Source organism: Streptomyces sp. NPDC093544 (assembly GCF_040683495.1).
In the GTDB taxonomy this organism is placed as follows: Bacteria; Actinomycetota; Actinomycetes; order Streptomycetales; family Streptomycetaceae; genus Streptomyces.
In genome coordinates, this window is sequence record NZ_JBFBEA010000014.1 from 95120 (window position 1) to 107744 (window position 12625).

At 69.5% G+C, this 12625-nt stretch carries 11 protein-coding genes and 1 pseudogene; 3 read left to right on the forward strand and 9 right to left on the reverse strand.

The genetic code is table 11. From position 1 onward, the window contains the following. Positions 1 to 95 precede the first annotated feature (95 nt). Positions 96 to 1010, forward strand: a complete 915-nt coding sequence (locus tag AB0N66_RS22250) for an expansin EXLX1 family cellulose-binding protein (protein WP_365437748.1) — start codon at positions 96 to 98, stop codon at positions 1008 to 1010. 27 nt (positions 1011 to 1037) lie between these two features. Here AB0N66_RS22250 and AB0N66_RS22255 read toward each other — a convergent pair whose 3' ends face one another. Continuing rightward, a complete protein-coding gene (locus tag AB0N66_RS22255; RefSeq protein WP_365437751.1) occupies positions 1038 to 1781 on the reverse strand; it encodes a PH domain-containing protein in 744 nt (247 codons plus the stop codon). Positions 1782 to 2004: 223 nt separating this feature from the next. On the opposite strand from AB0N66_RS22255, the pseudogene AB0N66_RS22260 reads away from it, so the two are divergent. Beyond that, a pseudogene (locus tag AB0N66_RS22260) lies at positions 2005 to 2561 on the forward strand (RNA polymerase sigma factor). Between the two features lie 67 nt (positions 2562 to 2628). Here the strand turns inward: AB0N66_RS22260 and AB0N66_RS22265 are convergent. Genes AB0N66_RS22265 through AB0N66_RS22275 form a run of 3 tightly spaced genes read right to left on the reverse strand, consistent with a single transcriptional unit; the run spans position 2629 to position 6812 of the window. Next, positions 2629 to 3978, reverse strand: coding sequence for a jacalin-like lectin (locus AB0N66_RS22265; protein ID WP_365437754.1), 1350 nt, complete (start codon positions 3976 to 3978; stop codon positions 2629 to 2631). 27 nt (positions 3979 to 4005) lie between these two features. Next, positions 4006 to 5382, reverse strand: coding sequence for a glycoside hydrolase family 43 protein (locus AB0N66_RS22270; protein WP_365437757.1), 1377 nt, complete (start codon positions 5380 to 5382; stop codon positions 4006 to 4008). Between the two features lie 26 nt (positions 5383 to 5408). Continuing rightward, entirely contained in the window at positions 5409 to 6812 is a 1404-nt protein-coding gene (locus AB0N66_RS22275) for a glycoside hydrolase family 43 protein (RefSeq protein ID WP_365437760.1), read from the reverse strand. Positions 6813 to 7031: 219 nt separating this feature from the next. On the opposite strand from AB0N66_RS22275, the gene AB0N66_RS22280 reads away from it, so the two are divergent. Further along, on the forward strand, positions 7032 to 7541 hold the full coding sequence (locus AB0N66_RS22280) for an HAD family acid phosphatase (RefSeq protein ID WP_365438117.1): 510 nt from the start codon (positions 7032 to 7034) through the stop codon (positions 7539 to 7541). A 111-nt stretch (positions 7542 to 7652) separates the two neighbouring features. Here the strand turns inward: AB0N66_RS22280 and AB0N66_RS22285 are convergent, their stop codons facing one another. The 5 genes from AB0N66_RS22285 to egtA form a co-directional block, all read right to left on the reverse strand. Next, positions 7653 to 7868, reverse strand: coding sequence for a dodecin (locus tag AB0N66_RS22285; RefSeq protein WP_365437763.1), 216 nt, complete (start codon positions 7866 to 7868; stop codon positions 7653 to 7655). 113 nt (positions 7869 to 7981) lie between these two features. Continuing rightward, a complete protein-coding gene (gene egtD, locus AB0N66_RS22290) occupies positions 7982 to 8944 on the reverse strand; it encodes an L-histidine N(alpha)-methyltransferase (protein ID WP_365437765.1) in 963 nt (320 codons plus the stop codon). Next, positions 8941 to 9732, reverse strand: a complete 792-nt coding sequence (gene egtC / locus AB0N66_RS22295; protein ID WP_365437768.1) for an ergothioneine biosynthesis protein EgtC — start codon at positions 9730 to 9732, stop codon at positions 8941 to 8943. Before egtC ends, egtD begins: the two co-directional genes overlap by 4 nt. Continuing rightward, positions 9732 to 11072 carry an ergothioneine biosynthesis protein EgtB gene (gene egtB, locus AB0N66_RS22300; protein ID WP_365437771.1) on the reverse strand — a complete coding sequence of 447 codons (1341 nt, stop codon included), beginning with the start codon at positions 11070 to 11072 and terminating at the stop codon, positions 9732 to 9734. The genes egtC and egtB overlap by 1 nt, the downstream gene beginning before the upstream one ends. Continuing rightward, positions 11069 to 12451 carry an ergothioneine biosynthesis glutamate--cysteine ligase EgtA gene (gene egtA, locus AB0N66_RS22305; protein ID WP_365437774.1) on the reverse strand — a complete coding sequence of 461 codons (1383 nt, stop codon included), beginning with the start codon at positions 12449 to 12451 and terminating at the stop codon, positions 11069 to 11071. The genes egtB and egtA overlap by 4 nt, the downstream gene beginning before the upstream one ends. Between the last annotated feature and the right edge of the window lie 174 nt (positions 12452 to 12625).

Genomic DNA, 12625 nt, shown 5'->3' on the forward strand with positions numbered 1-12625 from the left:
GGCTCGGATAGCGGGCTTGCCGCTGTGCCGCAGGGTCTGGCACGATCGCTGCCCGTCCCCCCACTGCAACGGCGGATGGCCGTCAAGGAGGTCCGGTGTACAGGCGGTGGCTGTTCATATCGGCGGCTGCGGTGCTCGTGATCGTCTCCTTGGTCGTGGTGCTCCTCCCGGACCGAGAGGCCGACACCGGGCACTCCGCGGCCACGCCCGTCGTCGGCACCACGGCGAACGTCCCGCCCGCGACGGGGCCCCCGACTCCCTCCGCCAGTGCGGCCACCGCGTCGGCGAAGCCATCGGCAAAGAAGCCGTCGCGGACGGCGTCCGTCGGCGCGACCACGGCGTCGGCCAAGCCGCCGGCCACGGACACCTCGCAAGCGGCGTCCGCCGGTGCGCCGTTGGCGGGGCGCATACGGCCCGACGTCACCTACAAAGGAGTCGCCACCTTCTACGACTCGGACGGTGGAGGCGCCTGCCTGTACGACCCGAGCGGTGACGTCATGACCGGGGCGATGAACTCCACCGACTACGAGTCGGCCAAGGCCTGCGGCGCGTATGTGTCCGTCCGGGCGGCCAACGGGGCTTCCATCACGGTCCGCATCACCAACGAATGCCCGGGGGAGTGCGCACCCGGGCAGATCGACCTCAGCGCGGAGGCCTTCGCCAAGCTCGCCGACCCCGTGGCCGGCCTGATCCCGATCACCTGGCAGCTGGCGAGCCCCAGCGCTCCCGGCACGATGTCGCTCCGGTACAAGACCGGGTCCAGCCAGTACTGGTGCGGCATCCAGGTGATCGGCCACCGCAGTCCGGTGGCCCGGCTGGAGGTCCGTGCGGGCAGCGGCTGGCGTCAACTGCCGCGCACCGACTACAACTACTTCCTCTCCGAAGACGGCACCGGGTGCGGCAGCGCGATCAGGATCACCGACATCTTCGGAGAACGCCTCACTGTCGGCGGGATCGCGATCCGGCCGAACGTCGTGCAGCCGGCCAAGGTCCAGTTCGCCAGGCACTGACCCCGCGGTGTGCCGGCCATGGCTCCGTCAGCCGCTGGGCCGACGGCTGCGGTACGAGGTGAGCGCGGTCAGCACGAAGATCAAGGGTGCTCCCACGCCCATGACGGTGAGCGGTGTCAGGATCGACTCCAGCCACCCGGGCAGGTCGACGAAGAGCGGCAGCAGCATCAGCACGGTCAGTGGGATGAACGCCAGCATGACGGCGGAGAACCCCATCATGAGGGCCGCCTGGCGTGCGTCGCGCCGGTTGATGAGAACGGCGGCCTGCGGGTCATGAGCCCAGTCCGCACCGCGCAGTTCCTCCCAGGCCTCCAGCAGCAGCCCGAGTTCGCGCTCGACGTTCACGTGAACGTCGTCGACGAACGGCAGCAGCACCTTGGCACCGTTCCGGTCGTAGGCGTGCACCAGCACGTCGGGCGCACCGCTCTGCATCGCCGATGCCGGATTCAGCTCCGCCCTGATGTCCTGGATGTCCTCCCATGCCAGCCGTCGACGCCTGGCCATGCCGCGTACATGGATCGCCTTGATGTCCGCGGTGGTGGAGCAGCGCAGCGTGGCGTAGAAGAGCCACCCCATGAGCGCCACCCACGCCAGGAGGAAGGGGTATTTGAACGCGGCGGGCAGGTCGTCGGCGGGCAGCATGGCCAGCAGCATGCTCGCCGTCCCCGCGCCGATCACCCAGAGGAAGGCGTGCATCCGGGACCGTTTCATCCGGTACTCGCGCGGCAATCGTTCGTATCCCACAGCCACCCCCAGCTTGGCGTGCCTCATCCGTCGACATCACCGATGCGGCACCATGGGGGAGCCCCAACTCCCTTGTGTCGAGGGCTGTTTGTGACTTGGTAGCCATTCCGGGGTGCTTCTGTTTCGACCCCCGGACAATGCGGCCATCGCCCTGTTTCAGCGGCCCCGCTCCGAGCTCCCCAGCCACGTTCTCGGAGATCGCATGCGACTATCGTGCCTGGCCTCTGAACGACCCCGAGGGGAGCATCCTGTGCAGGACGCGGCGGAGACCGAGGAGCTGGCTCGGCGCGCGAGGCCGCCGGTGACGGGGAGGCGCTGAACGCGCTGCTACAGAAGGTGCGGCCCGAGGTCGTACGGCGCTGCGGGCGCTTCCTGCCCTGCCGTGAGGACGCCGAGGAAGCCGCGCAGGACGTGCTCCTCCAGGTGGCGCGGAAGATCACCACCTTCGAGGGCCGCAGCCGCTTCAGCACCTGGCTCTATACGGTGGTCGCCAACTGCGCTCGCCAGAAGTACCGCGAGCTGAAGCGTCGGGCGGTCGAACAGCCGATCGAGATCGACGCCTCGCAGCATGTCGATCCACGTACCACGAGCGTGATCGCGGGCTCCCGGGTCGACCTCCTGGAGGCGCTGGAACGCCTGGAGCGCGAACACCCGCATCTGGTCGCGCCGCTCGTCTACCGGGACATCTGCCAGTTGGACTACGCCGAGGTCGCCGAGCGTGTGGGTATCCCGCTGGGCACGCTCAAGTCGCGCCTCCACGAGGCGCGCAAGCAGGTCAGGCCCTGGCTCGCCGACGCCTCGCGATAGATCAACTCACGTCCACCGCACAACGGGCGGACCCCGTCACGCCCGTGGAGGCGTGACGGGGAGCCGGTCAGCGCTGGGTGTATACGAAACCGATCTTGTCGACCTCGTCGCCCGTGCGGCCGTGGAAGCCGGCGATCTGCCAGCCCGAGGGCGCGGTGCGGGTCACGCAGTCTGAGGTGGTCGTGCCGCCGGCCAGGCCCCGGCCGAGGTTGGTGGTGAACTTCGTATAGAAGATCCTGGTCCGGCCGTCCTTCACGCCCTGGCACAGCTGCGCCGAGGTGACGTACTCACCGCTGCCGAGGGTGAGGGACGACGCGGTGCCGCCCGTGCCGCCGTGCGCCAGCGTCGTGCCGTTGCTCAGCGTCAACGCCAGCTGGTCGACGCGTGAACCGGCGCGTAGCGAGACGGTGGTGGCGCGGGCGCCGGGCGGCACACTGTCGATGTCGGTGAAGTAGTCACCGTGCGGACCGCCGAACTGGTCGCTCAGCTGGAAGCCGGAGTTGCGCGACCAGGTGAACCTGGCGGTGATCGGGTCGTGGTCGGAGAGCATGAGGCCGTCGGAGGCAAGGAAGCCCGCGTGCTCGTTGTTGTAGCCGGTGGCGTCGAGCGAGACCAGCTTGCTGCCCCGGTAGAGGATCTTGTCGACGACCTCGCAGGTGTTGGGCACGGTCGCGCCGGTCTGGTCGCAGACCAGTGCGTCGCTGCCCTTGGCGGGCGGGGTGCCGCCGCGGATGAGCTGCACCCAGGTGTCGGTGAGGCCGTTGGCGGCGGCGAACTCGGCGATCGTGTCGCCGGAGCGGGTGTAGCGGGTGTTGGTGTCGCCCATGACCACGACGGCGTTGCCCGCGGAGTGGGTCTTGATGAAGGCGGTGAGCTGGTTGAGGTTGTCCGCGCGTGAGGCCAGATCGCCGTCACTGGTACCGGCGTTGGTATGCAGGTTGTAGAAGTCCACGTAGACGCCCTCGGCGAGACGCTCCCGCATGAACGTGAAGCCCTTCGGGGTGAGGCAGTCGCCCGAGTCGAGCTGGCAGGAGTTCCAGCCCACCCGTTCGAAGTCGTCGGCGTCGTAGGAGATCTTCGACAGGGTGTTGAGGCCGCTGCCTGTGCTGGCGCCGCCGCTGGTGGCCGTGCGGTAGGCGTGCGCGGTGTCGGCGGCGTAGAGGTAGGCGTGGTAGTTGAAGTCCTCCTGCGCGTGGACGATGTCGTACGGTGCGATCCGCTGCCCGATCGTCGTGGTGCTCGACTCACGGGGTGTCGGCGCGCTGGAGATGGCTTCCGGGAGTCCGGCGACGTTGTAGGAGAGCACGTTGAACGTGCCCGAGTCGGCGGCGGCCGCGGGGGGAGCGGCCGCCGTGAGTCCGCCCAGGGTGGCGGCTGCCGCTGCCAGACAGGCGAGAAGTCTGCGGTGAGGTGACATGGGAGTGTCTCCTGGGGACGAGGAGGGTCAGTGGCCGACCGAGAACGTGGCGTCGGCCCTGGCGGCGGCGGTGGCGATGGGATCGATGCGCAGCACGTAATCCGCGTGCCTGATGTAACGGTCCGGGTTGTTGTACGAGCGGAAAGACGACCACGCGGTGTCGGCCAGGCCCGCGGTCCGGTAGAACGTGGCGTCCTGCGTGAACGCGGTCGTGCTGTCGTTGGCGTCCAGCCGGAGCTGGTAGTTGTAGTGCCGCAGGTAGCGGGTCGGGTAGTTGACCGACTGGAAGGACACTCCCGAGGCGTCGGCGAGTCCCGGCACGAGCTTCCACTGCGAGTCGGCGAACGGGTCGAACGGGTACTCGTCGATCCTGCCGACGTAGTCGGCGTGGCGGACGTAACGGGCCGGGTAGTTGTAGGACTTGATCCGGTTCCAGGACGGAGTTCCGTACCTCGCCACGAGGTTGTCGTACTCGGTCGTGGTGATCGGCTGGATCGTGCAGTGCTTGGAGTTGAGCGGCTGGGTGTAGAGCCGCTGGTCGACCGCGGTCCAGGTGCCGGCGGCCAGGTCGGTCGACTGCCAGGCGTAGAAGACGCCGTTGGGCGTGTACGTGTCGCCCCAGAGGAACCAACTGCTGGTTGTCTGGGACTTCACGAGGGTCGGGGCCTCGGTGCCGCCATGGGCGACCGGCGTGCTGAACACGGTGAAGCTGCCCGGCGTCAGGGAGGTGGACCTGGAGCCCACCAGTGTCTGATCCTTCTTGAAGTACAGGTAGTTCACGCCGTTCACGCCGACGGCCAGGTCGCCGTCGATGACGTCGTAGCCGGGGTCGAAGAAGACCTGCGGGGCCGACGCCGTCACGAAGTCGGTGGTGTAGTTCACCATGATGACGTTGTGGCCAGTGGAGTTGACGGCCGAGTAGATGACTCCGTACTGGCCGCGGCTCGCGTCCCAGAACGCCTCGGGCGCCCAGCTGTGGGTGGCCATCTCGTGCAGCTTCAGCCGGCGGTAGTTGCTGAAGGAGAGCAGGTCGGTGGAGTCCCAGACGTGGATGTACTGGCTCTGCAGGCTCCAGTCGGTGCCTTTGAGGTCCGTGGCGATCACCACGAACGTGCTGTTCTGCTTGCGCAGGATGAACGGGTCGCGCAGGCCGCCGGTGCCTCCGGTCGGGGTCACGACGGGGTTGTTCTGGTTGAGCGGGGTCCACTGGAGGGAGTCGGTGCTGACGGCCAGGTGGAGGCCGTAGTCGGCACCGGTGAAGTTCGGGGACTCGGTGAAGTAGCCCATCACGTAAGCGGTTCCGTCCGCGGCGCGGGCGGACGGAGCGCCGATGGTCAGGCCGGCGGTGAGGGCGGCCATCGCTCCCAGCACACCGCGACGGGACGGGTTCGAGCTGTTGCTCATCCTGGTCTTCTCTCTCGCGGTGTTGGTCATGCCCAGGCGGTGACAGGGACGAAGGAGCTGTCCTGGCGGAACAGGTCGGTGCCGGCCGTCAGGTCCACGCGGAGCTGGTAGTTGTAGTGGCGCAGGAAGTAGCCCGGGTAGTTGTACGACTCCAGGCGGACGGCGCCGGTGCTCGCGCCGGTCCTGGCGACGAACGTGGCATCCCTGGCGAACGTCGACGTCGCGTCGTTGGCGTCGAAGCGGGCGCGGAAGTCCCAGTGCCGCAGGTAGTTGCCGGCCGCGTCCCGGAAGGAGTAGCCGTTCGCGTCGGCGAGGCCCGCCACGATCGTGAAGGTGGACGCCTGCTTCTCCACGGTGGTGCTGGAGCCGGTCACCACGGGCAGGTTGAGCAGCGCGGACTGCTCCTGCCAGTGGCGGGTGGTGTAGTTGCCCGACCGGAAGGAACGGGTGACGCCGGTCGGCAGGGTCACGCCGCCGGCGACCGTCTCCCTGATCACGGTGAAGTGCCGGGCGGTGCCGGAGACGACCGGCAGTTTCTTCGGGGCGCTCCAGGTGGCGAACGTGTCGTAGCTGTCGCTGAAGTAGTAACTGCCGTCGCCGTAGCCGTCGAAGAAGATCCGCCATCCGCCGTTGTCGAGCTGGACCAGGGCGGGCCCCTCACGCGTGCCGCCCCAGCCCGCCCAGTCGCCGGTCCGGCGAATCGTGTACGTGCCGGTGAGGCCGGCGGCGGTCGCGTACTCGATGTACTTCGTCGTCTCGTTCTTCGTGAACGCGTGATAGGTGGAGCCGATCTTCACGATGAACGTGTCGATGTGGTTGGCGCCGATACCGGACAGGGCAACGGGTGAACTCCACGCCGTGAGAGCAGAGTTGGTGGCCTTGAGCAGATACGGCGTAAAGACCCACTCGTCACTGGTGACCGAGCAGGAGACGATGATGTTCACGCTGCCGTCGCTGTCGACGAACCACTCGGGCGCCCACGCGCGCGAGAGATCGGTGATGGGGACCGTGTAGTCGTACAGGAACGTCCAGTTGAGCCGGTCGGAGCTGCGGGCGAAGCCGAGGGTGGTGCTGGTGTCCTGCCAGGTGTGCGTGGTGTAGGTGATGTAGTAGTAGCCGTCGGTGTGCCGGAAGATGCCGGCGTCTCGGATCCGGTTGCTGGGCGGTGTGTACGCGGATGCCTTCAGGAGTCTGAAGTCGGTCGCGTCGTCGGACTCGTAGACGTTGACGGTGCCGTCGTCGCTGTTGAGGAAGGGCACGATGGTGTAGCGGGTGGCGTAGCCCCGGGCGGGTGCCGCCGCGGCGGCGGTGCCGAGCGTTCCGGGCAGTCCGCCCAGGACGAGCGCGGTGGCGGGCAGGGCGGCCATGGCCCGCAGCAGGCTGCGGCGGGAGGGCGAATCGGGCTGTGCGGGCGTGTCCGATGTGATCATGTGCGGCTCCTTCACGATGACCTCCGCATGGCGGGGAACCGGAGCGGCGGTGTCCCTCCACCCGCTCCGGTCTGTTCGATATATCGAATGCTGTGCGACATGCTGTGCGAGGCATTACGGTAAGGGCTTGCTGCTGCGCTGAACAGAGCCCGCGGAGACGGAAGTTGGGCGAGTGCACGCGAGGGATCGGCCGCCATCGCGCTCCGGGCGACACAGGCCCTGCCTAGTCTGGTCCGCGTGACGCAGAAGAGCAGCAGACCACTCGCCGTGTTCGACCTGGACGGGACCCTCGCGGACTCCGCGCACCGGCAACGGTTCCTGGAGCGCAAGCCACGGGACTGGGACGCCTTCTTCGCGGCCGCGCCGCAGGATCCGCCGCTCGCCGAAGGCGTCGCGCTGGCGCTGAAGAGCGCGGAGGAGTGCGAGGTGGTCTACGTCACCGGCCGCCCCGAGCGGTGCCGCCGCGACACCCTCGCCTGGCTCGCCGCACAGGGGCTGCCCGAAGGCCGCATCTGGATGCGGCGCAACGACGACCGCAGGCCGGCCCGCCGCACCAAGCTGGAGACCCTCAGGCGACTCGCCCGCGACCACGAGATCCGCGTCCTCGTGGACGACGACGAACTCGTCTGCGAGGACGCGGAGCGGGCGGGCTTCACGGTCGTACGGGCACGCTGGACCGGCGCGTCCGAGGCGCTGAAGGACGCGCAGGAGCGGGAGGGGCGGACCTGAAAGCCGCCGCCGAGTTCCCGGGGGAGCTGTGTCGCCGAGTTCCTGGTGGAGCTATGCCGCCGGGCCCTCGGTGGAGCTGTGCCCGCCGTGCCCGGCGAGGCTACGGGATGATCAGGCGCCGTCCTCCAGGCGGAAGCCGACCTTCAGACCGACCTGGTAGTGCTCGATCTGCCCGTTCACGATCTGCCCCCTGACCTGCGTGACCTCGAACCAGTCCAGCCCGCGCAGGGTCTGCGAGGCGCGGGTGATGCCATTGTGAATGGCCTGGTCGATGCCTTCGTGGGAGGTGCCGACGATCTCGGTGACCCGGTACGTGTGGTCGGACATGCGGGTGCTCCTCTCCGCCGTGGCGGGTGTGCCACGCGTCATTCCACGGTGCCCCACAGCGCGGCGGTCCGCGAGGTGTAGGGGCATACCGTGGATGACGTATGTGCCCGCCGCTACCCGGCGGTGCTCAGCGACAGTGCGAAACGGCCCTCCTGGTCGGTCCACCAGTGGGCCAACTCGAAGCCCGCCGTGGCCAGTTCACCGCGGACGCCCTCCTCGCGGAACTTCGCCGAGATCTCGGTGCGCAGTTCCTCGCCCTCGGTGAAGTCGATGGCGAGGTCGAGGGCGGGGATCTTCACGGTCTGCTCGGTGCCCGAGCGCAGCCGCATCTCGATCCACTCGTTCTCGGCGTCCCAGAGGGCGACATGCTCGAACGCGTCGGGGTCGAAGTCGGCGCCGAGCTCGCGGTTGACGACGCTGAGCACGTTCTTGTTGAACGCGGCGGTCACCCCGGCCGCGTCGTCGTACGCGGCGACGAGGACCGACTCGTCCTTGACCAGGTCGGTGCCGAGCAGCAGCGCGTCACCGGGCGACAGCAGGGATCGTACGGAAGACAGGAACGTGGCGCGTTCGGCGGGCAGCAGGTTGCCGATCGTGCCGCCGAGGAACGCCACCAGCCGCGGTCCGGGCGTGCCGGGGAGGCCGAGACCGCCGGTGAAGTCGGCGATCAGAGCGTGCACGCTGAGCTCCGGGCGCTCGGCGATCAGGGCGTGTCCGGCCTGGGTGAGGGCGGATTCGCTGACGTCGACGGGCACGTACGTGTGCAGCCCCGGCAGTGCGTCGAGCAGGAGCCGGGTCTTTTCCGACGAGCCGGAACCCAGCTCGACGAGGGTGCGCGCGCCGGTCGCCCCGGCGATCTCGGCGGCCCGGGCGATGAGGATCTCGCGCTCCGCCCGGGTGGGGTAGTACTCGGGCAGTTCGGTGATCTTCTCGAAGAGTTCGCTGCCGTGAGCGTCGTAGAACCACTTCGGCGGCAGGGATTTCGGGGTGCGGTTGAGACCGTGCAGCACATCGGCGCGCAGGGCGGCCTCCGTGGCGCCCTCGGTCAGGGTGCGGGTGAGAAGGAACGGACTCACGTGCGGGGCTCCTTCGATGGTGCGGATGCCATGGGGGCGTGCGGATCCTTCAGCGGGCTGAGCAGGACGTCGTCGCGGGTCGCCGACAGCAGCGTGCGGTCCGGCACCTCCTGCCAGCGCGGGTCGTCGTCGTACGGCTCGGAAGCCACGACGGTGCGGTGGCCGGGCTCGGTGAGGTACCAGAGGGTGTCGCCCCACGCCGTCGCCGTGATCGAATCACCGTTGGTGAGAAGCAGGTTGAGGCGGGACCCGGGCGCCGCCTCGGCCACCTCGACGACCGTGTCGGCCAGCGCCTGGCTCTCGCCGTCGCCCTCGCGCAGCCGGTGCAGCAGCAGCGCCCAGACGAGCGCGGAGTCGCAGCGCGCCTCCATCGACAGCAACTCCACGGCGGGCAGGCCCTGGACGAGCGGGGCGAGGGAGCGCGGCCACCCGAGCACCGCGCCGTTGTGGCTGAGCAGCCAGGGTCCCGCGGCGAAGGGCGCCGCGGCGGCTTCCCCGTCCGCGCCCGCCAAGGTCGCGTCCCGGACCGCCGCGAGCAGCGCGGTGGTCCTGATGACACGGGACAGGTCGGCGAACGACTGGTCGCCCCAGATGGGCCCCGCACGGCGGTAACGGGCGGGTACCGGGTCGCCATCCGCGTACCAACCCACCCCGAAACCATCGGCGTTGACCGTGCCATGCCGCTGCCGCCGGGGTGTCCAGGACTGCCGGAACAGGCTGTGCGGCGGTTCCACGAGCAGGCTGCCCATCGCCTCCGGGGGCCCCAGGAACGCCAGGTGACGGCACATCAGGCGTCGCCCGAGCGGGCCGTACGGAACCCGGAGAAGATCTGCCGCCGGATCGGATAGTCCCAGTTGCGGAACGTACCCCGGCAGGCGACCGAGTCCACCGCGAACGAACCGCCGCGCAGCACCTTGTGGTCCGGCCCGAAGAACACCTCCGAGTACTCCTTGTACGGGAAGGCCGCGAACCCCGGGTAGGGCGACAGCTCGCTCGACGTCCACTCCCACACGTCGCCGATCAACTGCCGTACTCCGAGCGGGGATTCACCGGCCGGATAGCTGCCTGCCGGGGCCGGGCGCAGATGGCGCTGCCCCAGGTTGGCGTGTTCGGGGGTGGGGTCGGCGTCGCCCCACGGGTAGCGGGTGGAGCGGCCGGACGCCGGGTCGTGGCGGGCCGCCTTCTCCCACTCGAACTCGGTGGGCAGCCGCCGCCCAGCCCAGCGGGCGTACGCGTCGGCCTCGTACCAGCTGACATGCAGCACCGGCTCGTCGGGCGGCACCAGCTCGGTGACGCCGAAGCGGCGCCGCAGCCACTGCCCGCCTTCGCGGCGCCAGAACAGTGGTGCCTCGATGCCGTGCGACCGGATGTGGTCCCAGCCCTCCGGCGCCCACCAACGTGCGGTGCCGTAACCGCCGTCCGCGATGAAGGCCTGGTACGCGGCGTTCGTCACCGGAGTGGTGTCGATGAAGAACGACGGGACCATGCGCTGGTGCGCGGGCCTTTCGTTGTCCAGCGCCCACGGCTCGGTGGACGTGCCCATCGTGAACGGGCCGCCCGGAACGAGGACTTCGGCGGGTCCGGTGAACAGGGGCGCGGGCGCGGGGTCCGAAGCTGTCAGGGCCGCCGGTCCCTTGCGGAGCTGATGGGTGATCAGCATGGTCTCGTCGTGCTGCTGTTCGTGCTGCGCGATCATTCCGAAGGCGAAGCCGGCCTCGGTCAGCCGGGTGGAGCCGAACGCGGTGCTCTCCAGGATGTCCAGCGCCCGTCCGCGCACCTCGGCGGCGTACTGGCGGGCTTCCCCGGGCGGCAGCAGCGGCAGCGAGGGACGCTCGGCGCGCGGATGTTCGAACGCGTCGTACAGCCCGTCGATCTCCGGCCGCATCGCGTCACGTCCGGCGACCGCCCGCAGCAGCCACAGCTCCTCCTGGTTGCCGATGTGCGCCAGGTCCCACACCAGTGGGGACATCAACGGCGAGTGCTGCGCCGTCAGTTCGGGCTCCTCGACGCACGAGGTGAGGAGCGCGGTGCGCTCGCGGGCGGTGACGAGCGCGTCGAGGGCGCGCTCCCTGAGCGACTCAGGATCCGTGGGTGACGCGGATTCCGTGAGGGATTCGGGGGCGGTCATGAGCCGATGTCCTTCCCGTGGAACTGACCGTGGAGCTGACCATTGGGGTGGTCGTTGCGCTGGTCGTTGTGCTGGTCATGGAACTGATCGCGGGGCTGGTCGCGGCGCTGATCGTCGGACCCGTCCTGGAGTTGGGCGAGCAGATCGTCGGCTGGGCAGCGGCCCCGGGCCACAAAGCGGTCGGTGTACTCCGCGACGGCGTCCAGGACCTCGGTCGTGGCGCCGAGCCGGGGCAGGGCCTCGGCCGCCGCCGCGAAACAGATGACGGCGGCCTCGCGCAGCTCGGGATCGGTCAGGCCGAGCCGTGCGGCGTCCTCCCACAGCGGATTGCGCGGCGCGGGCAGCGAGTCCGCACGCTCCGCGAGGGGCTTGACGGTCCGGTAGGCGATCTCGGCGGCCTCCGGGTCGTCGAAGAGCGCCGTCGTGACGGCGAGCGGGACGATCCAGCCGTCGTCGCCCGGCTGCGCGTCGATCATGCGGAGTTCCAGATGGCCCCGCGGGCGCACCGGCGGGAACAGGGTCGTCAGGTGGTAGTCGAGGTCGGCCCGGTCCGGCGGGTTGTCGGAGCGGGTCCACTCCCGGAAGGTCATGCTGTCAGGTACGCCCCAGGGGCCCTCCGGCGCCCGTACGCACATCACCGGCGCGTCCAGCACGCGCTCGACCCAGGCGGCACGCGGCTCGGGCCCCAGGGTCGGCGCGTCGGACCTCCCGGGATCCATCGCCGCCCACAGCGACTGCCGCGTGGAGCGCCAGCCGGTGAGCTCCCCCCGGGCCATCGGCGAGTGGGCGAACGCGGCCACCAGGACCGCACCCAGCTGGTGCGCCATCCACCAGCGGCGCCCGTGCCCGAGCGGGCCCGGCTCCTCGTACCCGGCGTCCAGGCACACCTGGACGGAGGCGGAGGTGCACATCATGGCGCGGCCCTCGGGGCCCGCGCGGTCGAGATACCGCTCCATGGCGTCGTACCGCGGCTCATGGAGGAAGCGACTCGGGGGGTTCCAGGGGTCCTGGCCGTAACCACTGAGGCCGAGACCCGCCTCGCGCAGTACCGCGCGTACGGCGTCGAGGTCGGCGGACACGGACCCGATGCACTCCATCAGGGAGGCGGCGGGAAGGGAGCTGAGCTCCAGCTGTCCGCCGGGTTCGACGGTGAGCGCCGAACGCAGGGGCAGGGTCCGCAGTGCGGCGTAGGCCGCTTCCAGTCGTTCTGGTGTTACCGGGAGCTGCGGCAGCCGCAGCTCGTGGACGAGCCATTCCACTTCGACGCCGAGATATCGAGGTGGTCCGGTCTTGAAGCAGATGCCTCGGACCAGCGCTTCCACCTCGGCCTCGGTGACGGTGGAGCGGTGCTCCGTACAGTCACTCACCGAATCGGACATGTCGGGATCCTCCTGAGATTCCACCATGCCGCCGGACCGGCATCTGTGGCGCCGGACCGGCAGTGCTCGTCCCACCCAAGACCACATACGCCGGTTCGCACAAGGGTGCGTTTTGCCGCTTTGGAGGGACGGGAAACACTGTTTGCAAGCCCGGGAAACTCTGTTGCGCCGCAC

Coding starts and splice junctions, on each gene's coding strand:
- egtA (WP_365437774.1), bottom strand. CDS start 12,451: ATGTCCGATTCGGTGAGTGACTGTACGGAGCACCGCTCCACCGTCACC.
- AB0N66_RS22275 (WP_365437760.1), bottom strand. CDS start 6,812: ATGATCACATCGGACACGCCCGCACAGCCCGATTCGCCCTCCCGCCGC.
- egtB (WP_365437771.1), bottom strand. CDS start 11,072: ATGACCGCCCCCGAATCCCTCACGGAATCCGCGTCACCCACGGATCCT.
- AB0N66_RS22285 (WP_365437763.1), bottom strand. CDS start 7,868: ATGTCCGACCACACGTACCGGGTCACCGAGATCGTCGGCACCTCCCAC.
- AB0N66_RS22255 (WP_365437751.1), bottom strand. CDS start 1,781: ATGAGGCACGCCAAGCTGGGGGTGGCTGTGGGATACGAACGATTGCCG.
- AB0N66_RS22265 (WP_365437754.1), bottom strand. CDS start 3,978: ATGTCACCTCACCGCAGACTTCTCGCCTGTCTGGCAGCGGCAGCCGCC.
- AB0N66_RS22270 (WP_365437757.1), bottom strand. CDS start 5,382: ATGAGCAACAGCTCGAACCCGTCCCGTCGCGGTGTGCTGGGAGCGATG.
- egtC (WP_365437768.1), bottom strand. CDS start 9,732: ATGTGCCGTCACCTGGCGTTCCTGGGGCCCCCGGAGGCGATGGGCAGC.